The organism is Streptomyces iakyrus, from assembly GCF_000717055.1.
In the GTDB taxonomy this organism is placed as follows: domain Bacteria; phylum Actinomycetota; class Actinomycetes; order Streptomycetales; family Streptomycetaceae; genus Streptomyces; species Streptomyces iakyrus.
In genome coordinates this window covers 1-20,643 of sequence record NZ_JNXI01000004.1, presented here as the reverse complement: position 1 = coordinate 20,643, position 20,643 = coordinate 1, and the positions used below count along the sequence as shown (strand labels likewise).

17 protein-coding genes are annotated in these 20,643 nt (G+C 71.4%); 12 read left to right on the top strand and 5 right to left on the bottom strand.

Translation table 11 applies throughout. The features are described 5' to 3' along the window. Positions 1-106 precede the first annotated feature (106 nt). Genes OO68_RS08275 through fdhD form a run of 5 tightly spaced genes read left to right on the top strand, consistent with a single transcriptional unit; the run spans position 107 to position 6,537 of the window. Positions 107-1,078: a 2-dehydropantoate 2-reductase gene (locus tag OO68_RS08275; protein ID WP_033307565.1), complete on the top strand. Its 972-nt coding sequence runs from the start codon at positions 107-109 to the stop codon at positions 1,076-1,078. Beyond that, the gene (locus OO68_RS08270) at positions 1,075-2,994 is read left to right on the top strand and encodes a molybdopterin oxidoreductase family protein (RefSeq protein WP_033307564.1); all 1,920 of its coding nucleotides are present in this window, start codon (positions 1,075-1,077) and stop codon (positions 2,992-2,994) included. Before OO68_RS08275 ends, OO68_RS08270 begins: the two co-directional genes overlap by 4 nt. Positions 2,995-3,000: 6 nt before the next feature. Further along, complete coding sequence (locus tag OO68_RS08265; RefSeq protein ID WP_033307563.1) at positions 3,001-4,824, top strand: NAD(P)H-dependent oxidoreductase subunit E; 1,824 nt, start codon at positions 3,001-3,003, stop codon at positions 4,822-4,824. Then, positions 4,821-5,681 (top strand): 2Fe-2S iron-sulfur cluster-binding protein, encoded by an 861-nt coding sequence (locus tag OO68_RS08260; RefSeq protein WP_033307562.1) that lies wholly within the window; start codon positions 4,821-4,823, stop codon positions 5,679-5,681. The genes OO68_RS08265 and OO68_RS08260 overlap by 4 nt, the downstream gene beginning before the upstream one ends. A 7-nt stretch (positions 5,682-5,688) precedes the next feature. Then, positions 5,689-6,537, top strand: coding sequence for a formate dehydrogenase accessory sulfurtransferase FdhD (gene fdhD, locus OO68_RS08255; protein ID WP_033307561.1), 849 nt, complete (start codon positions 5,689-5,691; stop codon positions 6,535-6,537). An 88-nt stretch (positions 6,538-6,625) separates the two neighbouring features. Here the strand turns inward: fdhD and OO68_RS08250 are convergent, their stop codons facing one another. Then, entirely contained in the window at positions 6,626-7,063 is a 438-nt protein-coding gene (locus OO68_RS08250; protein ID WP_033307560.1) for a MarR family winged helix-turn-helix transcriptional regulator, read from the bottom strand. A gap of 103 nt (positions 7,064-7,166) precedes the next feature. Here OO68_RS08250 and OO68_RS08245 point away from each other — a divergent pair, with 103 nt between their 5' ends. The 3 genes from OO68_RS08245 (at position 7,167) to OO68_RS08235 (ending at position 11,343) form a co-directional block, all read left to right on the top strand. Next, positions 7,167-8,084, top strand: a complete 918-nt coding sequence (locus OO68_RS08245; RefSeq protein ID WP_033307559.1) for a quinone oxidoreductase family protein — start codon at positions 7,167-7,169, stop codon at positions 8,082-8,084. 140 nt (positions 8,085-8,224) lie between these two features. Continuing rightward, on the top strand, positions 8,225-10,096 hold the full coding sequence (locus OO68_RS08240; protein WP_033307558.1) for a sialidase family protein: 1,872 nt from the start codon (positions 8,225-8,227) through the stop codon (positions 10,094-10,096). 11 nt (positions 10,097-10,107) lie between these two features. Then, entirely contained in the window at positions 10,108-11,343 is a 1,236-nt protein-coding gene (locus OO68_RS08235; protein ID WP_033307557.1) for a DUF5005 domain-containing protein, read from the top strand. Here the strand turns inward: OO68_RS08235 and OO68_RS08230 are convergent. Next, positions 11,279-12,289, bottom strand: coding sequence for a bile acid:sodium symporter family protein (locus OO68_RS08230; protein WP_033307556.1), 1,011 nt, complete (start codon positions 12,287-12,289; stop codon positions 11,279-11,281). The genes OO68_RS08235 and OO68_RS08230 overlap by 65 nt on opposite strands. Positions 12,290-12,449: 160 nt before the next feature. Here OO68_RS08230 and OO68_RS08225 point away from each other — a divergent pair, with 160 nt between their 5' ends. From OO68_RS08225 to OO68_RS08215, 3 genes are all read left to right on the top strand, one after another. Beyond that, a complete protein-coding gene (locus tag OO68_RS08225; protein WP_033307555.1) occupies positions 12,450-13,328 on the top strand; it encodes a LysR substrate-binding domain-containing protein in 879 nt (292 codons plus the stop codon). A gap of 300 nt (positions 13,329-13,628) precedes the next feature. Next, a complete protein-coding gene (locus OO68_RS08220) occupies positions 13,629-15,455 on the top strand; it encodes an AMP-dependent synthetase/ligase (RefSeq protein ID WP_033307554.1) in 1,827 nt (608 codons plus the stop codon). A gap of 157 nt (positions 15,456-15,612) precedes the next feature. Continuing rightward, a complete protein-coding gene (locus OO68_RS08215) occupies positions 15,613-16,404 on the top strand; it encodes an aldo/keto reductase (RefSeq protein ID WP_051814578.1) in 792 nt (263 codons plus the stop codon). A 71-nt stretch (positions 16,405-16,475) separates the two neighbouring features. Here OO68_RS08215 and OO68_RS08210 read toward each other — a convergent pair whose 3' ends face one another. The 3 genes from OO68_RS08210 to OO68_RS08200 form a co-directional block, all read right to left on the bottom strand. Beyond that, entirely contained in the window at positions 16,476-17,177 is a 702-nt protein-coding gene (locus tag OO68_RS08210; RefSeq protein WP_033307552.1) for an SDR family oxidoreductase, read from the bottom strand. A gap of 83 nt (positions 17,178-17,260) precedes the next feature. After that, positions 17,261-18,157, bottom strand: coding sequence for a class I SAM-dependent methyltransferase (locus tag OO68_RS08205; protein WP_033307551.1), 897 nt, complete (start codon positions 18,155-18,157; stop codon positions 17,261-17,263). A gap of 145 nt (positions 18,158-18,302) precedes the next feature. Then, positions 18,303-20,024 (bottom strand): glycoside hydrolase family 6 protein, encoded by a 1,722-nt coding sequence (locus OO68_RS08200; RefSeq protein WP_033307550.1) that lies wholly within the window; start codon positions 20,022-20,024, stop codon positions 18,303-18,305. A 401-nt stretch (positions 20,025-20,425) separates the two neighbouring features. Between OO68_RS08200 and OO68_RS43830 the strand changes: the two genes are divergently transcribed. Continuing rightward, positions 20,426-20,643, top strand: a 218-nt coding sequence (locus OO68_RS43830) for a hypothetical protein (protein ID WP_157852697.1), incomplete at its 3' end; no start/stop codon positions are given.

Below are 20,643 nucleotides of genomic sequence, written 5' to 3'. Positions count from 1 at the left end.
GTCGACACAAGCCGTCCGCGAGCCATACGCGAGCCATACGCGACCCGTAGGGCGGCCGGACGGCAGCCACCTCCGCGGTATCCCTCAAACCGAACGGAGTGTTCCCGTGAAAGTCGCAGTTCTCGGCGCCGGTGCCATCGGCGCCTACGTCGGCGCCGCGCTCCACCGCGCGGGTGCCGAGGTGCATCTCATCGCCCGTGGACCGCATCTGGCGGCCATGAGGCAGCACGGAGTCCGGGTGCGCAGCCCACGCGGCGACTTCACCGCGCATCCCCACGCCACCGACGACCCGGCCGAGGTCGGCCCGGTCGACCACGTCTTCCTCGGGCTGAAGGCGAACGCGTACGCGGCGTGCGGGCCGCTGATCGCACCACTGCTGCACGAGACGACGTCGGTCGTCGCGGCCCAGAACGGCATCCCCTGGTGGTACTTCCACCGGCATGGCGGCCCGTACGACGGCCACCGTGTCGAGAGTGTCGACCCGGACGGCGCGGTCAGTGCGGTGCTCGCGCCCGAACGGGCCGTCGGCTGTGTCGTCTACGCGGCGACCGAACTCGAAGGGCCGGGCCTCGTGCGCCACTTGGAGGGCACGCGGTTCTCCATCGGTGAGCCCGACCGCAGCCGCTCCGCCCGCTGTCTCGCCTTCAGCGAGGCCATGCAGGCGGGCGGCCTGAAGTGCCCGGTCGAAACGGACCTGCGCAGCGACATCTGGGTCAAGCTGCTCGGCAACATCTCGTTCAACCCGATCAGCGCGCTGGCCCGCGCGACCATGCGGCAGATGTGCCTGCACGGCGGCACCCGCAGGGTCATCGAGATCATGATGACCGAGACGCTGGCGGTCGCCGAGGCCCTCGGCTGCGAGGTCGGTGTCTCCATCGAGCGCCGGCTCGCCGGTGCCGAGCGGGTCGGCGACCACCGCACCTCCACGCTCCAGGACCTGGAGCGCGGCAAGCCGCTCGAACTCGACGTGCTGCTCGCGGCGGTCGTCGAGCTGGCGGAGATCACCGGCGTGGAGGTGCCCACCCTGCGCACCGTGCACGCCATCTCGGACCTGCTCGCGCTGAGGAGCGCCGCATGAGGAAACGGCAACCGAAGACCTACACCCGTCTGACGCACCCGCTCGTCCGGGACTCCCGCGACGAGCCGTTCCGGCAGGCCACCTGGGAGGAGGCCCTGGACCGGGCAGCCCTGGGCCTCGGGCGCAACCGTGACGCCTTCGGCATGTTCAGCTGCGCCCGCGCCACCAACGAGATGAACTACGTGGCGCAGAAGTTCGCCCGGGTCGTGATGGGCACCAACAACGTCGACTCCTGCAACCGCACCTGCCACGCCCCGAGCGTGGCGGGCCTGTCGGCGGCGTTCGGGTCGGGCGGCGGGACGTCGTCGTACGAGGAGATCGAGCACACCGACGTCATCGTGATGTGGGGCTCCAACTCCCGGTTCGCGCACCCGATCTTCTTCCAGCACGTGCTGAAGGGGATCAGGAACGGCGCCCGGATGTACGCGGTCGATCCGCGCCGCACCTCGACCGCGGAGTGGGCGGAGAGCTGGATGGGGCTCAACGTCGGCACGGACATCCCGATGGCCCACGCGATCGGCCGCGAGATCATCCACGCGGGGCTCGCCAACGAGGCGTTCATCCAGCGGGCCACCACCGGCTTCGAGGAGTACAAGGCCCTGGTCGAGCCGTGGACGCTGTCGCTCGCCGAGAAGGTGACGGGCGTGCCGGCGGCGGCGATCCGCGAGCTGGCGCACGCCTACGCCCGTGCCGAACGGGCCCAGTTGTGCTGGACCCTGGGCATCACCGAGCACCACAACGGCACCGACAACGTCCGCGCCCTGATCAACCTGTCGCTGCTCACCGGGCACGTCGGCCGCTACGGCTCCGGTCTGCAGCCCCTGCGCGGGCAGAACAACGTGCAGGGCGGCGGCGACATGGGCGCGATCCCCAACCGGCTGCCCGGCTTCCAGGACATCCTCGACCCGGACGTGCGGCGCAAGTTCGAGTCGGCCTGGGACACGGTGATCCAGCCGCACTACGGCCTGAACCTCACGGAGATGTTCGAGGCCATGGAGGACGGCAGCCTCAAGGCCGTCTACTGCATCGGCGAGAACCCGGCCCAGTCCGAGGCCGACAGCGAGCAGGCCGTGCGGCGGCTGATGGCCCTGGACTTCCTGGTCGTGCAGGACATCTTCCTGACGAAGACCGCAGAGCTGGCGGACGTCGTCCTGCCGGCGACCGCCGGCTGGGCGGAGACCGACGGCACGACCACCAACAGCGAGCGGCGGGTCCAGCGTGTCCGCAAGGCCGTCACCCCGCCGGGCGAGGCCCGCGAGGACATCGACATCATCTGCGACCTGGCCGCCCGCCTCGGCCACGACTGGAAGTACGCCGACGCCGAGACCGTGTGGAACGAGCTGCGGGCCGTCTCGCCCGACCACTACGGCATGACGTACGAGCGTCTGGAGGAGCACCAGGGCATCCAGTGGCCCTGCCCGAGCACGGACGCGATCGAACCCACGTATCTGCACGGCCGGCTGTGGGAGACCGACCCCTCCCGGCGCGGCCCGCTCGCGCCCTTCGGTCTCGTGCAGCACGACCCGCCCGTGGACCTCACCGACGACCGGTACCCCATCCGGCTCACCACCGGGCGGCGGCTCGACTCGTACAACACCGGCGTGCAGAGCGGCGGTTACGCCTCACCGCTCAGGCGCGGCGAGTTCATCGAGCTGAGCCCGGAGGACGCCGAGCGCTACGGGGTCGTGGTCGGCGAGCAGGTCCAGGTGACCTCGCGGCGCGGGTCGGTGACCGCACCCGTGTGGGTGGACACCGCGCTGCGGCCCGGGCTCGCCTTCATGACCATGCACTTCCCCGACGAGGTGGACACCAACGCCCTGACGATCGAAGCGAACTGCCCGATCGCCGGGACGGCGGAGTTCAAGGCGTCGGCGATCCGGATCGAGAAGCTGCCCATCGCGACCATCGTGGGGTGACGCACTGTGGACCTGCACTTCGGTGACAGCAAACCGACGGACGAGGAACGGGCGGCCGTCGACGCCCTGCTCGGGCCTCCCGAGTCCTCCTGGGAGGGCGCCGACCGTTCCGACGCCGATCTGAGGTGGGCGCGTGGCGGACGGGAGGCCCGGGACCGCCGCGACCTGCTGTTGCCGGGGCTGCACGCCGTCAACGACCGGATCGGCTGGATCAGCGAGGGCGCCCTGGACTACCTGTGCCGGCGGCTGACCGTGCCACCGGCGGAGGCCTACGGGGTCGCCACCTTCTACGCCATGTTTTCGGTCAAGCCGCGTCCGGCGACCGTGCTGCACGTGTGTACGGACCTGGCGTGCGCGGCGGCCGGGGCGCCGGAGCTGTGCGCCGGGATCGAGGCTCGGCTGGGCCTCGGCAGCGGGGTGAGCGTCGAGCGCGGTCCCTGCCTGGGACTGTGCGAACGGGCCCCGGCCGCGCTGGCGATCAAGGCCGGTGATCCCGTCCGTACGGCGGTCTCGGCGCCGGCGACCGTCGAGGAGGCCGTGCTCGCCGCGTCCTCGCCCGGTTCCGCGCCCGAGGAGGCGCCCGCCGCGCTGGCGGTGCCCCAGGCGGGGCAGGACGGTCTGATGCTGCTGCACCGCGTCGGCGCGGTCGACCCGTCGTCCCTCGACGACTACCGCGCCCACGGCGGCTACACCGCCCTGCGCCGGGCCTTCGAGCTGGGTCCCGCCGGGGTGATCCGCGAGGTCACCGACTCTGGCCTGGTCGGGCGCGGCGGTGCCGCCTTCCCCACCGGCCGCAAGTGGCAGGCCACGGCGTCCCAGCCCGACCGTCCGCACTACCTCGTCTGCAACGCCGACGAGTCGGAGCCGGGCACCTTCAAGGACCGGGTGCTCATGGAGGGCGACCCGTATGCGCTCGTCGAGGCGATGACGATCGCGGGGTACGCGACCGGCGCCCACCAGGGCTACCTCTACCTGCGCGGCGAGTACCCGCGCGCCCTGCACCTGCTGGAGCACGCGATCGCGCAGGCCCGTGCCCGCGGGCTGCTCGGCGACGACGTGCTCGGGCAGGGGTACGCCTTCGACATCGAGATCCGGCGCGGCGCCGGCGCCTACATCTGCGGTGAGGAGACGGCCCTGTTCAACTCCATCGAGGGTTATCGGGGCGAGCCACGCTCCAAGCCGCCGTTCCCGGTGGAGAAGGGCCTGTTCGGCAAGCCGACGGTCGAGAACAACGTCGAGACGCTGGTGAACGTCCTGCCGATCCTGACCATGGGTGCCCCGGCGTACGCGGCGATCGGCACCGGCCGCTCCACCGGGCCGAAGCTGTTCTGCGTGTCCGGGAGCGTGGAGCGGCCCGGTGTCTACGAGGTGCCGTTCGGCGCGACGCTCGGGGACGTGCTCACCCTGGCCGGGGTGCGCGAGGGGCTGCGGGCGGTGCTGCTCGGCGGGGCGGCCGGCGGTTTCGTACGCGCCGACGAGCTGGACATCCCGCTCACGTTCGAGGGCACGCGCGAAGCCGGCACGACCCTGGGCTCCGGAGTCGTCATGGCCTTCGACGACAGCGTGCCCCTGCCCCGGCTGCTGCTGCGCATCGCGGAGTTCTTCCGGGACGAGTCATGCGGGCAGTGCGTGCCCTGCCGGGTCGGGACGGTACGCCAGGAGGAGGCGCTGCACCGGATCGTGGAGCGCACGGGCGCGGATGCCGCCGGTGACATCGCGCTGCTGCGGGAGGTCGGCCGCGCGATGCGGGACGCCTCGATCTGCGGTCTCGGGCAGACCGCGTGGAACGCCGTCGAATCCGCCATCGACCGTCTGGGGGCGTACGCATGACCGTCACACCGCTGGGGATCCCGCGCCGCATGCTGGAGTTCACCCTCGACGGCGAGGAGGCCCGGGTCCCCGAGGGCTCGACCATCCTGGATGCCTGCCGCGCGGCCGGGAAGGACGTCCCGACCCTGTGCGAGGGCGACACCCTGCGCCCGAAGAACGCCTGCCGGGTCTGCGTCGTCGAGGTCGAGGGGGCCAGGACGCTCGTCCCGGCCTGCTCGCGCAAGGCGGAGCCGGGCATGGAGGTCCGCACGGACACCGAGCGCGCCCGGCACAGCCGCAAGATCGTCCTGGAACTGCTCGCATCCTCGGTCGACCTGTCGACCACACCGAAGGTCACCGGTTGGCTCAAGGAGTACGAGGCGAAACCGGACCGCTTCGGCCCGGACGCGGCCCGGCTGAACGAGGAGCCGAAGGTCGACAACGACCTGTACGTGCGCGACTACGACAAGTGCATCCTCTGCTACAAGTGCGTCGACGCCTGCGGCGACCAGTGGCAGAACTCCTTCGCGATCTCGGTCGCGGGGCGCGGCTTCGACGCCCGGATCGCGGTGGAGCACGACGCGCCGCTCACCGACTCGGCGTGCGTGTACTGCGGCAACTGCATCGAGGTGTGCCCGACGGGCGCGCTGTCGTTCAAGTCCGAGTTCGACATGCGGGCGGCGGGTACGTGGGACGAGTCCGCCCAGACGGAGACGACCACGGTGTGCGCGTACTGCGGAGTGGGCTGCAACCTGACGCTGCACGTGCAGGACAATGAGATCGTGAAAGTCACCTCGCCGCACGACAACCCGGTGACCCACGGCAACCTCTGCATCAAGGGCCGCTTCGGCTACCAGCACGTACAGAACCGGGACTGATCAGGACATGGGACGAGTCACGGAACGACGCAAGGTTCTCCGCATCCGCGGCGGGGCGGTCTCCAGCCGCCCGGACACGCTCGTCGCCGAGGAGCCGCTGGAGATCCGGCTCAACGGCAAGCCGCTGGCGATCACCATGCGCACCCCGGGCGACGACTTCGCCCTGGCGGCGGGTTTCCTGGTGAGCGAGGGGGTGCTCGGCGGGCAGCAGGATCTCCGGAACATCGTCTACTGCGCCGGAGCCACCGCCGACGGGTCCAACACCTACAACGTGGTCGACGTGCAGACGGCCCCCGACGTGGTGGTCCCGGACATCACGCTGGAGCGCAACGTCTACACGACGTCGTCCTGCGGGCTGTGCGGTAAGGCGTCGCTGGACGCGGTGCGCACCACGGCCCGCTTCCCCATCGCCGACACTCCCCCGGTCCGGATCTCCCCCGAGCTGCTCGCGAGCCTGCCCGACCGGCTGCGGGCGGCCCAGCGGGTCTTCGACCGGACGGGGGGCCTGCATGCCGCGGCTCTCTTCACGGAGGAGGGCGAGCTGCTGGACGTCCGGGAGGACGTGGGCCGGCACAACGCGGTCGACAAGCTGGTGGGCCGTGCCCTGCAGAACGGGGAGCTGCCGCTGTCCCGGGCGATCCTGCTCGTCTCGGGCAGGGCCTCCTTCGAGCTGGCGCAGAAGGCCGTGATGGCCGGCATGCCGGTCCTGGCGGCCGTGTCGGCGCCGTCCTCGCTGGCGGTGGACCTGGCGGCCGAGACGGGTCTGACGCTGGTGGGCTTCCTGCGGGGCAGCTCCATGAACGTGTACGCGGGTGAGGACCGGATCGCTCTGCGGGCCGCGGCCGCCCAGGGCTGAACAGGTTCCCTCCGCGACACGGCGGCGGGGCCCCGACCGGCGGGGAGCGCCCCCTGCGCCGCAGGGGCCCCGTCTCGGCCTCACGGCCTCAGTCGGCCGTGCCTGATATGCGCAGCAGCATCCCGGTGAACTGCTCCCGCTCGGCCGCCGACAGCGGTGCGAGCAGTTCGTCGTTGGCCGCGCGGGCCGCCGCTTCGCAGCGCTTCAGCAGCCGGGCTCCCCGCGCGGTGAGGGACACCGCGTTCTTGCGGCGGTCCCGTGGGTCCGGCTCGCGGACCACCAGGCCCGCCGACTGGAGGTCGTTGAGGACGCCGACCAGGTCTTTCGGGTCCAGCCGGACCCCGCGGCCGAGGTCGGCCTGGGCGACGGGCCCGAGGTCGCGGACGGCGGACAGCACCACGTGGTGCCACATCCGCATGTCCTCCTCGGCCAGGGCGTCGGCCACCAGCGCCCTCCCGCGGGCGGCGGCACGGCCGAGCAGCCAGCTGGGCAGGGAGCGGATCGCGGGGAGGGGGGCTTCCGACATGGCCGCAGCCTAACCACAGAATCGTTGGTTCTTCCTATGATCCTCCTATACCGTTGGGTTTCCCAATGAATCCGTCGGGACGACCAACGACCCCGGAGGTGCGATGCGCCGCGTCCGCTACGAATCCCGAGGCGGCCCCCTGTTCATGGAGGAGGCACCACTCCCCGCACCGGGCCCCGGGGAGCTGCTCGTGCACGCGGAGGCGATCGGCGTCACGCTCCCGGTCGTCCGCAAGGTCGGCGAGGCGGACGAGCCCGGGCCCCTCGGAGGCGAGATCGCCGGGCACGTCACGGCCGTCGGCGAGGGCGTCACCCGCTTCGGCACCGGCGACCGGGTGACGGGCCTGTGCCTCGGCCACGGCTACGCGGACTTCGCCCTGCTGCACGAAGCCATGGCCTCCCCGATTCCGGCGGACGCCGGCGCCGTCGACGCGGTCGCCCTGGTCCGCAGCGGCCTGGTCGCCCTCGGCGCCCTGGAGGCGGCCCGGCCCGAGCCGGGGGAGGCAGCCCTGGTCACCGCGGCCGCGAGCGGCGTCGGCCACCTGGCCGTGCAGCTGGCCAGGACGCGCGGCGCCGGCCGGGTCGTGGGAGCCGTCTCCGACCCGGCCAAGGCCGACTTCGTCCGGGGGCTCGGCGCCGACCACGTCATCGCGTACGGCGACAACGGCTGGGGCACACCGGTCGACTACGTCCTGGACGCGGTCGGCGGCGAGCTGCTCACCCCGGCCCTGCACGCGCTCGTCCCCGAAGGGCGGCTGGTGGCGTACAGCTCGGGCGGCGGCACCATCCAGGCGTACGACCTGCTCGTGGACGCCAAGTCGGTGATCGGGTTCCAGATGGCCCGTATCGCCCGCGGGAAGCCGGAGTTGTACGAGCAGTGGCGTGAGGAGCTGTGGCGGCTGTTCGCGGCGGGGGAGCTCAGGCCGGTCGTGCACGGGGAGTTCGCGCTGGAGGACGCGGCGAAGGCGCACGGGGAGATCGAGGGCCGGTCCAACCTGGGCAAGGTCGTCCTGATCCCCTGACGCACGCTTCTTGTGGGGGGTCTGTGAACCCAAGTACCGTCTGTGGCCCACACATTGGACATGGGATGTCCGGATGACCGGATGTCTGTTTCCATGCCCGGGTGGTCCAGCCGACAGACGCATGAAGGGCAGGTCGCACCATGCCGTCAAGTCTTCGCGCACGTCTGAGATCCACCCTGACCGCCGCCGTCGCCGCCGGGGCGCTGCTCGCTCCCACCGCTCCGGCGCTCGGCCGACCCGGTTCCGCAGTACCGGAGTTCGACCAGCAGGTGCTCTTCAAGGCGTCCCAGGACCCGGGCTACGCCTGCTTCCGGATCCCGGCGATCGTGCGCACCACCAGGGGCACGCTGCTCGCCTTCGCCGAAGGCCGCGTCCTCAACTGCGGTGACGCCGCCGACATCGACATCGTCGTCAAGCGCTCCACCGACGGCGGCCGCACCTGGGGGCCGCTCCAGGTGGTCACCGAGGGCGCGGGCGACACGCACGGCAACCCGGCGCCCGTCGTGGACCGCAGGACGGGACGGATCCTGCTGGCCGAGACGTTCAACACCGGCCGTACGGACGCCGGCAACTGCTCCGTCCCCTGCGACCGCACCCCGCATCTGCAGTACAGCGACGACGACGGCCGGACCTGGTCGCAGCCGCGCGATCTGAGCGACGAGATCCTGCCCGGGCACTGGAACTCCTGGTACGCGACCGGCCCCGTGCACGGCGTCCAGCTGACCCGCGGCAAGCACGCCGGGCGGCTGGTGTTCGGCGTCAACACCGAGACGTGGAACGGCAGCCGGGTCTCCGCCAATCACGCCGCGCTCGTCGTCAGCGACGACGGCGGCGACTCCTGGCGGGTCGGCGCCACGGACACCTGGCCCATAGCGCAGGACGGCATGTTCCGGCAGAAGCCGTCCGAGGTGACGCTCACCGAGCGCTCCGACGGCGCCCTGCTCGTCAGCGGCCGCGAGCAGGACGGCACCGACCTGGGCCACCGCTCCCAGACCTTCAGCCTCGACGGCGGCGACAGCTTCGCCACCCCCTTCCGCGACCTTCCGGACCTGTACACCCCGCAGGTCCAGGGCGCGACCCTGCGCCTCGGCGGCCGGATGCTGCTGTCCGCCCCGGCCGACCCCGACCGCCGCCGGACGATGATGGTCCGCTCCTCCTACGACGGCGGACGCACCTGGGAGAGCGTGGACCGTGGCACGGTCGTCACCACGGACTGGTCCGGCTACTCCGACATGGCGGCCCTGGGCGGCGGGGCGGTGGGCCTGCTGTACGAGGGCGGCGCGGTCGACGCACGCGACGAGATCCGCTTCGCCCGCTTCAGCGAGGACTGGCTGAAGCCGCGCCGGGGCGCCGACCCGACCACACGCGACGCGGCGGCGGGCGCCAGGCCCGCGGCCGTGCTCGGCGGTGCCGGGCGCACGGCCGGTGTCCGCGGCGGTGCGCTGTCGTTCGACGGCACCGACGACGCCGTGCGGCTGCCCTACCGGTCCCGGCTCCCGCTCGGGGAAGGGGACTTCACGGCCTCGCTGCACTTCCGCTACACGGCCACGACCGGCGAGCAGCCCTTCCTGTGGATGGGCGGCATCGGCACCACCCAGCCGCAGATCTGGCTGCGCGGGGAACCGGCGAGCAACCGTATCCGGGGGCTGATCACCACCCGGTCGGGCGCGATGACCGTCAGGTCCGCCTCGGTGTCGACCGACGGCGCCCACAACGACGGCCGCTGGCACCATCTGGCCCTGCGCCGCGGCGGCGGGCAATTGACGCTCTTCCTCGACGGCGAGGCGATCCGCACGGCGGACGTGCCGGGCTCGGTCAGCCGCAACTCCCCGTTCGGCGTGCACATCGGCCAGCGCATGGACAGCCGGGCGTTCCTCACCGGGGCGATCGACGACGTCCGGGTGTGGGACCGGGCACTGAGCGATGCGGAGCTGACCGCCGGCGCCTCGGGAGCGGCCTCGCGGGGCACGGTGCTGTGGCTGCCCATGGACCAGGTGAGCGGCAGCAACTAACGTCACACGGCGTGCCCGACGACTCAGGAGCATTACGAGCACGACAGCGCACGGGAACCGGGATCGGCTTGCTGCTGGTCCTGGTTCTCTGCGCCGCACTGCTGATCGCCCTGCCCGGCGACGACGGTCCGGACGACGACGCCTGCCGGGCGCTGACGGTCGGCTCCTGGAAGGCGGACGACGGCCTCACCGCCGAGTTCGCCCGCTACGGCGACGACGCGGGCCGCACGGACGACTGGACCGGCGGCGACGGCACCCACTCGGTGCGGCTGCCGGACGGCCGGGTGCTGTGGCTGTTCTCGGACACCTACCTCGGCCGGGTGTACGGGCCGCCCAACCCGCACGGCGAGTCCTACGCCTGGCGGGACGCCGGCACACCGCTGGTGCGCAACTCCGCCGTGCTGATGCGCGACGGCCGCCTCGAATCCACCCTGCCCGCCCCGCTGTTCGCCGACCCGGCGCCGAACCAGTGGCGCTGGCCGGTCGCCGCCCGCGTCGAACCCCGCTCCCCCGGATCCCCGGAGCAGGTCGTCCGGGTGCTGCTGTGGGTGCGCACGGCGGGACAGTCGCCCTGGATCTACGGCGTGCCCACCGCGACCGAGGTCGCCACCCTGTCGCTGCCCGGGCTGCGCCTGGAGTCGATCACCGAGGTGCTCGACCAGCGGCCGGTCGCCGACCCGTCCCGGCGGGTGCTCTTCGGCACCACGCTGGTCGAGGAGGGCGGCTGGACCTATGTGTTCGGCGGCGACGACGGCCGGCCCGCCGCCCGCCCCGTCTCGCACGCGTACGCAGCCCGGGTCCCAAAGGGCGCGCTCGCGGACCCGGCGGCGTGGCAGTACTGGAGCGGCTCGGCGTGGGTGCCCCGCGCCCGGCCCCGGCCGGTGCTCGGGGACGGGCGGCGCAAGGGCGTGGGCAGCGCCTTCTCTGTCGTCCGGGACGGCGGCACGTACGTGCTGTTCACGATGGCGGCCGGCCCCAAGGGGCTGACCACCGTGGCGTCCTACTGGGCCTGCTCCCCCGCCGGGCCGTGGCACGGTCCGGCGAAGGAGTTCACCCCGCCGCTGCCGCAGGGGCAGGTGGCCGCCTACAACCCGCAGGCGCATCCGGTGCTGAGCGGTGAGGGCCGGCTCGTCCTGAGCTATGACGTCAACTGGCTGGAGATGACGGGCGCCGCCGCGCAGCTCAGCCGGAACGTGTCCCTGTACCGACCGCGGTTCGTGTCGCTGCGGCTGACTGCGGCGCGCTGACCTCCGCCGCTTCCCGCGCGCGCCGCTTGGCGATCACCGCGCACACGATCAGCTGCATCTGGTGGAAGAGCATCAGCGGCAGTACGGCGAGCGCGGCCTGCGCGCCGAACAGGACGCTCGCCATGGGCAGTCCGGCGGCCAGGGACTTCTTCGAGCCGGCGAACTGGATCGCGATCCGGTCCTCCCGGCCGAAGCGCAGCGCCTTGCCGCCGTACCAGGTGAGCAGCAGCATCACGGAGAGGACGACCGCCTCGACGACGACCAGGCCGCCCAGCCGCGCGGGGCTGACCTGGTGCCAGATGCCCTGGACCACGCCCACGCTGAACGCGGTGTACACGACGAGCAGGATCGAGCCGCGGTCCACCAGCCCGAGGACCTTCTTGTGGCGGGTGACGAAGCCGCCGATCCAGCGCCGCAGCAGCTGTCCGGCGAGGAAGGGGACCAGCAGTTGCAGCACGATCTTCAGCAGCGAGCCGGCGGAGAACCCGCCCCCGCTGCCGCCGAGCAGCGAGGCGGCCAGCAGCGGGGTGGCGACGATGCCGACGAGGGAGGAGAACGAGCCCGCGCAGATGGCGGCAGGCACGTTGCCGCGGGCCATCGAGGTGAAGGCGATCGACGACTGGACGGTCGACGGGACCAGTGTCAGGAAGAGCAGGCCCTGGTAGAGCGGGTGCGTCAGGATCACCGGCACGAGCCCGCGGGCCGCGAGCCCGAGCAGCGGGAAGACGAGGAAGGTGCAGGCCAGGACGGTGACGTGGAGCCGCCAGTGGCGCAGCCCGTCGAGCGCCTCACGGGTGGACAGCCGGGCGCCGTACAGGAAGAAGAGCAGGGCCACCGCCGCCGTGGAGGCACCGGAGGCGACGTCCGCGGCCGGCCCGCGCGCCGGGAGCAGTGCGGCGAGGCCCACCGTCCCGAGGAGAAGCAGGATGTAGGGGTCGATCGGCATCCGGCTCGGCCAGCGCAGGCGTTTCACGGTGCTCCACTTGCTTGGTACTTCGGTGGGTCCGGGGCCGGAGCGGCCCCCCTCCATCGTGCTCCCCCACCCGGCGATCGGGAATCCCGTATACGGCTCTCACTGTCATCACGTTCCGCGATAACCTGGCGCCATGTACGACCCTTCCCAGTTGCGCACGTTCCTGTCGGTGGCGCAGACGCTGAGCTTCACGCAGGCCGCGCGGCGCCTCGGGCTGCGGCAGTCGACGGTCAGCCAGCACGTGCGGCGGCTGGAGGACGCCGCCGGGCGGACGCTGTTCACCCGGGACACGCACTCGGTGGAGCTGACCGAGGACGGCGAGGCCATGCTCGGCTTCGCGCGCCGGATCCTGGAGGTGCACGAGCAGGCGGCGGCGTTCTTCGCGGGCACCCGGCTGCGCGGCCGACTGCGTTTCGGCGCCTCGGAGGACTTCGTGCTGACCCGGCTGCCGGAGATCCTGGAGGGCTTCCGGCACGAGCACCCGGAGGTCGACCTGGAGCTGACGGTCGAGCTGTCGGGCACGCTGCACGAGCAGCTCGCCGCCGGGAAGCTGGACCTCGTCCTGGCCAAGCGGCGGCCCGAGGACCCCAGGGGCGAGCTGGTCCGGCACGACCGGCTGGTGTGGATCGGCGCGGAACGCCTCCGGCTCGACCCGGACCGCCCGGTGCCGCTCATCGTCTACCCGCCGCCGGGCATCACCCGCGCGCTCGCCCTGGAGGCGCTGGAGCGGCAGGGCCGGCAGTGGCGGGTGGTGTGCACCAGCGGCAGCCTCAACGGCCTCGTCGCGGCGGCCCGGGCGGGCCTCGGCGTGATGGCGCACTCCCGCGGCCTGATCCCGCCGGGTCTTGTCCGGGTCCCGGACCGGGCGGGGCTGCCGGAGCTGGGCCAGGTCGACTTCGTGCTCGTCCACGGCCGCCGCCGGCCCTCCGCCCAGGGCGCGGCGGACGCCCTGACGGCGGCGATCCTGGCAGGCGGGGATCGGCTGCACCGCACCGAGCGCAAAGGGCTGTGACGAACCGGAGTGACACAATCCGTCACTGTTCCGCTGACGGAAGAGAGCCCGTTCCACGGCCCGTCGCGCCGCGACCGCACTCGTACAGATTCGGTGGAGATTACGGCACCGAAACTTACTCAACCGTCAGGATTGTGTCCGACCCTTCCCCATGTGAGCGCTTTTTCCCACGCTGACCAGCGCGGACCGGAGCGATGCCCGTCTTCGCACCCCCTCCCGCCCCCTGGCCGGGTGGGGTAGCTTTCACGGCGCTGTGCGGGACGTCACTCGACAGGAGCGCTGAGGAGCGGGGAGCGGGGTTTGCGCGAGTTCACCATCCCTCCGTTGGCGTTGGCACCTCCGGTGGGCGGTCTGGCCGACGTGGTCTTCGAACATGCCCAGGAGGACCCGCTGCACATCGCGCTGGGCCGCAAGGACGACTCCGGCCAGTGGCGGGACGTCACCAGTGCCGAGTTCCGCGACGAGGTGCTCGCGCTGGCCAAGGGCCTGCTGGCGAGCGGCATCCGGTTCGGCGACCGGGTCGCGATCATGTCCCGCACGCGCTACGAGTGGACGCTGTTCGACTACGCGCTGTGGACGATCGGCGCCCAGGTCGTGCCGGTCTACCCGACGTCCTCGGCCGAGCAGTGCTTCTGGATGCTGTACGACGCCGAGGTGACGGCCGCGGTCGTGGAGCACGAGGACCACGCGATGACGATCGCCACCGTCATCGACCGGCTGCCCCAGCTGCGCCGGCTGTGGCAGCTCGACTCCGGCGCCGTGCACGAGCTGTACGACGCGGGCGCGCACCTCGACGACGAGATGGTGCACCGCCACCGGCAGGCCGTCACCCCCGACTCGGTCGCCACGATCATCTACACCTCGGGCACCACCGGCCGCCCCAAGGGCTGTGTCATCACGCACGGCAACTTCATGTACGAGGCGGACACCGTCATCGAGCGCTGGGAGCCGGTGTTCCACTCCCGGCGCGGCGACGAGGCGGCGACCCTGCTGTTCCTGCCGCTCGCGCACGTCTTCGGGCGGATGGTCCAGGTCGCGGGGATCCGCGGCAAGGTGAAGTTCGGGCATCAGCCGCAGCTGAACGCGGCGGCCCTGCTGCCCGACCTGGCCGCGTTCAAGCCGACGTTCTTCCTGGCCGTGCCGTACATCTTCGAGAAGGTGTTCAACGCGGCCCGCCGCAAGGCCGAGAAGGAGGGCCGCTCCGGCCCCTTCGAGAAGGCCGTCGAGGTAGCCATCAAGTACGCCGACGCCATGGAAGCCAAGGCCTGGGGCACCGGCCCCGGCCCGTCGGCGGGGCTGCGCATGCAGCACCAGCTGTTCGACAAGCTGGTCTACGGCAAGATCCGCGCCGCGATGGGCGGCCGCATCAAGCACGCCATGTCCGGCGGCTCGGCGATGGACCGCCGGCTCGGACTGTTCTTCGCCGGCGCGGGCGTGCACATCTACGAGGGTTACGGCCTGACGGAGTCCACGGCCGCCGCGACCGCCAATCCGCCCGGGCGCACCCGCTTCGGCACGGTCGGGCAGCCCATCCCGGGCATGACCGTGCACATCGCGGACGACGGTGAGATCTGGCTGCGCGGCGAGAACGTGTTCCAGGGCTACCTCAACAACCAGAAGGCCACCGACGCCACCCTGCACGACGGCTGGCTCGCCACCGGCGACCTCGGCGCGCTGGACGAGGACGGCTTCCTCACCATCACCGGCCGCAAGAAGGAGATCCTGGTCACGTCCGGCGGCAAGAGCGTTTCGCCCGGGGTGCTGGAGGAACGCGTCCGGGACCATCCGCTGGTCAACCAGTGCATCGTCGTGGGCAACGACCGCCCCTACATCGCCGCCCTGGTCACCCTCGACCAGGAGGCCGTGGAGCACTGGCTGGCCATGCGGGCCAAGCCGCAGATGTCCCCGGCGGAACTGGTGCGCGACGCGGACCTGGAGACGGAGGTGCGCCGCGCGGTGGTCGCCGCCAACACCCTCGTCTCGCAGGCCGAGTCGATCCGCACCTTCCGCATACTGGCCCAGCCGTTCACGGAGGAGCACGGGTTGCTGACCCCGTCCCTGAAGCTGAAGCGGAAGGCGATCGAGAAGGCGTACGAGAACGAGGTCGAAGCGCTCTACCGGGCGTGACACGCGCCTCGCGGGGCAGGTGTGGCTTCGGAATTCTCCCGTCAGGAATGCATCACCGCGCGTGATCGTTGACGATGGGAGTACACCTGACCACTTACCGAAGGATCGAGAGCTCGTGAGCAAGGTCCCCCCGATCATCCTGAACAACGGCGTCGAGATGCCCCAGCTGGGCTTCGGCGTCTGGCAGGTGCCGGACGACGAGGCCGAGACGGCCGTCGCGACGGCGCTGGAGGCCGGGTACCGCAGCATCGACACAGCGGCGATCTACGGCAACGAGGAGGGCACCGGCAAGGCCATCGCCGGCTCCGGCGTCCCCCGCGAGGAGCTCTTCGTCACCACGAAGCTCTGGAACGCCGACCAGGGGTACGACTCCACGCTGCGCGCCTTCGACACGTCGCTGGAGAAGCTCGGCCTGGACTACGTCGACCTGTACCTGATCCACTGGCCGACGCCGGAGCGGGGTCTGTACGTCGACACCTACAAGGCGTTCGAGAAGCTGCACGCCGACGGCCGGATCCGGGCCATCGGCGTCTCCAACTTCCTTCCCGAGCACCTTGAGAAGCTGATCGGTGAGACGTCGGTGGTCCCGGCGGTGAACCAGATCGAGTTGCACCCGCACCTGCAGCAGGGCGCCTCCCGCGAGTACCACGCGGAGCAGGGCATCGCCACGGAGGCCTGGTCGCCGCTCGGCCAGGGCAAGGGCCTGCTGGAGGTCCCGGCGATCGTGGCCATCGCCCGCAAGCACGACCGCACCCCGGCCCAGGTGGTGCTGCGCTGGCACCTCCAGCTGGGCAACGTGGTGATCCCGAAGTCCGTGACCCCGTCGCGGATCAAGGAGAACATCGACGTGTTCGACTTCAGCCTCGACGACGAGGACCTCGCGGCGATCAGCGCGCTGAACGAGGACCGCCGCATCGGTCCGGACCCGGCCGAGTTCAACGGCGCCTGAGCCGCACCGGTGACGCCCCGGCCCGGAGCCCCCAGCGGGACCCGGACCGGGGCGCCGTCGCTTCCGCATGCTCAGACCGGCTGCCCCACCGGCCGTACGACCACCGTGTTGACGTCGACCCCCTCCGGCTGCCGCATCGCCCAGACGATCGAGTCGGCGATCTGGCCGGCGGTGAGGAGGTGGCCGGGCGGGAGGCTGCCGTAGGAGTCCCAGAAGGGGGTTTCCGTCCGGCCGGGCGCGACCAGGGTGACGCCCACGCCCCACTCGGTGACCTGCCGCCGGGTGTTCTCGGCGAGTCCCGTCACGGCCCACTTCGTCGCGCCGTAGATGTTGCCCGGCCCGTGCACGAACCCGGCGACGCTGCCGACCAGGACGATCCGGCCGCGCGTCTCCTTCAGCGCGTCGATGGACGCCCTGATCAGCAGGGCCGGGCCGAGGACGTTGGTCAGCACCATGTCGGTCCAGCCGGCCGGGTCGCCCTCCGCGACCGTGTCGTGGGTGGCGAAACCGGCGTTGGCGACGACCGTGTCGAGCCGCCCGAAGGTCTTCACGGTGGTGTCGACCGCGGCCCGGACGTCCTCGTACACGGCGGTGTCACCGGCGAGCGTCAGCAGCCCGTCGGGCCGCCCCAGTTCCTCGGCGAAGGCCCGCAGCCGCTCCTCCCCCCGCCCGGTGACGGCCACCCGGTACCCGGCGTCCAGCAGTTGCCGGGCGACAGCGGCGCCGATACCGCTGCCCCCGCCGGTGATGAGCGCGACCTGAGAGTCGGACATGGATTCCCCCTGTGATCTGGGCCGGTGTGCGATGCCGGGGAGTCCATCACTTGGAGCACTCTCGAAGTCAAGGGCTGCCTCCGCTAGGCAGGCCGGACCGCCGTGTGGACCGTGTGGGCCTCCAGGACGAACATGTCCGGGCGGTGGTGCAGGCTCGCCTCGTCGTCCGGGTCGAGCAGGCGGTCCACAGTCGCCAGGTCCTCGGCGTCGAGGCCTTCGGCGAGCTTGTCGCGCATGTGCGCCAGGGACGCCACGACATAGGCACGCGCCCGGTCGGAGGCGGGCGCCGGGAGGTCGAGCAGGAAGCTGTGCGTCCTCGTGTGCTTCAGGCCCGCGGCGGCGAGCAGGGCGGGCCAGTTCTCGGTCTCGGCCACGTGCCCGGGCAGATCGGTGCGCATCCGGGTGAACCAGTCCGCCTCCACCGCGTCGATCCGCGCCTGGAGACCGGGCCGGCCGATGCCGAAGTCACGGGGGAGGAACCGCAGCGGCAGACCGCCCTCCATGAGGGCCAGCGTGCCGCCGGGTGCCAGCCGCTGCGCGAACGCGGCGAGCGCCGCCCGCTGGTCGCCGAGGTGGTGCAGGCTGCGGCTCGCCCACAGCAGATCGGCCGGGTAGTCCAGCTCGCCCAGTGCGTCGGGGAGTTCACCCGTGATCGTGCCGAAGCGGTCGGCGACCCCCTGCCGCTCGGCGCGCGCCCGGGCCCGCTCCAGCAGCCCGTCGGAACCGTCCACCGCCACGATCCGCGCGCCCGGGAACGTCTCCGCGAACAGGCAGGACACGACCCCCGGCCCGCTGCCCGCGTCGACGATCAGACCCGGCTCGGTCACCTCCTGCGCCAGCCAGCCCAGGGCCCGCTCGTACAGGGACGCGAACAGCTCCGCCGAGGCCTCCAGCGTCGGGCCCATCTCGGCCCAGTCGATGTCCGTGTGGCCGTGGTGGGAACCGTGGCCCCGCTCGTGGTCGTGGTGGTGGTGCGCCATGGTGGTCAGCCTCTCGCTCGGATGCGGTCAGCGTGCGACGGCGCACCGTGCGAAGGCCACTGCTGTTGCCGGTCCCGCAAAATCCGCCGGGGCAGGGCCCCGGCGGATCAGCGGTTCAGCGGTTCAGCGGTTCAGCATGGGCGGATCAGGACAGCGGAGGGTACGCGTTCTGCATCAGCTGCCGGAACTGGGCGGAGAACCAGTGCCCGGAAATCGGCGCGTCCGGCAGGGCACCGGACATGTTGTTGTTGTTCCGCGGGTTGCCCTCATAGGTGGGGTCGCACATGCGATCGAAGCCCTTGCCCTCGTCGTTCGGGATGGCCTTGCTCGACCCGTCGGACTCACCCGGCGGCTTCATCCACACGTAGGCGTCGATCCCGGTCGCCGGGGCCGCCTGCGGGCGCTCGCCGAGGCCGGCTCCGGACTGGTTGCACCAGTTGCCGGCATTGAAGCGGCGGTCGTACCGCCCGCCGTCGACGTACGTGTCGACGCTCGTCGTCGCACCCGGTCCGGTGGGCCGTGCGGCGCCGCCCCAGCCGTTGCGGGAGGTGTCGATGAGCATGCCGATGTTCGAGTTGAAGCCCGCCGAGACCAGCTGGTTGCGGAAGGCCTGGGCGTAGGACAGCTCATCGAGGTAGCGGTTCCAGTCGACCCATTTCGACTCGCGGACGGACTTGCCGGCCACGGTGTCGTTGATGGTGAAGTTGTTCTCCTTCAAAGCGCTGTAGTTCGCCGTGTTGGTGATGAAGCCGTGGACGTCGTTCACCGTGGCGCCCTCGGCGGTCGCCGCCTCCTTCATGATGGTGGCGGTAGGGCCGAAGTTGTCGTCCCAGCCGATCCAGCCGTGGTGTCCGGCATCGACGTAGTTGTAGACGTTCGGCACGTCGCCGAGCTTGTTGAGCGCGTAGCCGACGCCCTTGACGTAGTTGCCGTTGGCCTTCATCACGTCGCACTGCGGGACGGCCGTCGGGCGGCTGCCGGTGTTGGTGACGAGGTTCGGCAGCGAGTCGATCTCGACCGTCGTGACGATCCGCAGCGAGGCGTACTTCGGGTCGGCGAGGATCGCCTTGATCGGGTCGATGTACTCCGTCTTGTAGCGGCCGATCTCGTCGGCCTTCAGCTCACCGTTGGAGGCGAGGGCGGAGCAGTCCCGGCCGGGCAGGTTGTAGATGACGAACTGGACGACGAGTTCGCCGGAGCCCTTCTGGCGCAGCGCCTCGTCGAGGTGGGCGCGCAGGCCCATCTTTCCGCCCGCGCCGTTGATGGCCGCGATCCGGTCCAGCCAGACTCCCGTCGGCTGGTTGGCGACGCGGCTGCCGCCCGGCTCGGCGGCGGCGTTCGCGGACCACTCCGGATTCACGTACACCTTGGCGCCGCTGTAGGGGTTGTCGACCCGGTTGGACGGGCCGCCCGGGTCCGGCGGATCGGTGGGGCCGCCGGGACCGCCGTCGTCGACGTTGCAGGTCACGCCGTCGAGAGTGAACGTGGCCGGGACGGCGTTGCTGCCGCTGTAGCTGCCCTGGAAGCCGAAGCTGACCGAACCGCCGGTCGCGAGCTGGGCGTTGTAGGTCTCGTTGGCCGCGGTGACGGCGGCACCGCTCTGGCTCAGCTTGGCGTTCCAGCCGCTGGTGACCTTCTGGTTGCCGGCGTACGACCACTTCAGCGACCACGACGACTTGGCGGCGCTGTTGTTCGTGATGGTGACGGCGGCGGTGAAGCCGGTGCTCCACTGGTTCTGGATCTTGTAGTCGACGGTGCAGGGGACGGCGGCGACGCCGGCAGCGCCCGGGTCGACGGCGAAGGCGGTTCCGGTCGCTCCGGCGACCAGGGCCATGGCGGCCAGTAACGCTGTTCTCGTACGGCTCATGAGTGCGGGTTTCCCTTTCGGTGGTGGGGGTGTCAGCCGTTCAGGGCGCGCTCCGACAAGGACATGAGGAACCCGGCACCGGCACTCGCGCAGCCGGGGACGACCGCTTGGGCGGCGGCTAAAAGTACTGAACGCGAGAGGTGTCGCATGAGCGACTCCTTGCAGGTCGGGTGCGTCGTGACGGACGCGTCGACTGATGGAACCGCTCCCACTGGTGTCAAGGAAGGTAGCGCCAAGTGTCGGCAAAGAACAGGGGAGTCACTGACTTTCGCTCAACTCCCCGCGTCGAATGTTTTCGACTCTTCGAGGACCTTGACCGGTACCTGACGGGTCCGCACTATGGGAGCGCTCCCACTGGTTCAAGCCTTGACTTCTCCGAGCCGCAAGGAGGAACCAGCACCATGCATCCCCCACCCCGGAGACGCGGAGCCGTGCGGCGGCTGTGGACCGCAGCCCTCGCAGCTCTCGCGCTTCCGTTGACGATGCTCTCCTCAGGGTCGACTCCCGCCCAGGCGGCGGGACTTCAGTGCAGTGTCGACTACAAGACGAACGACTGGGGTTCCGGTTTCACGGTGGACCTGACCCTCACCAACCGCGGCACGGACGTCATCGACGGCTG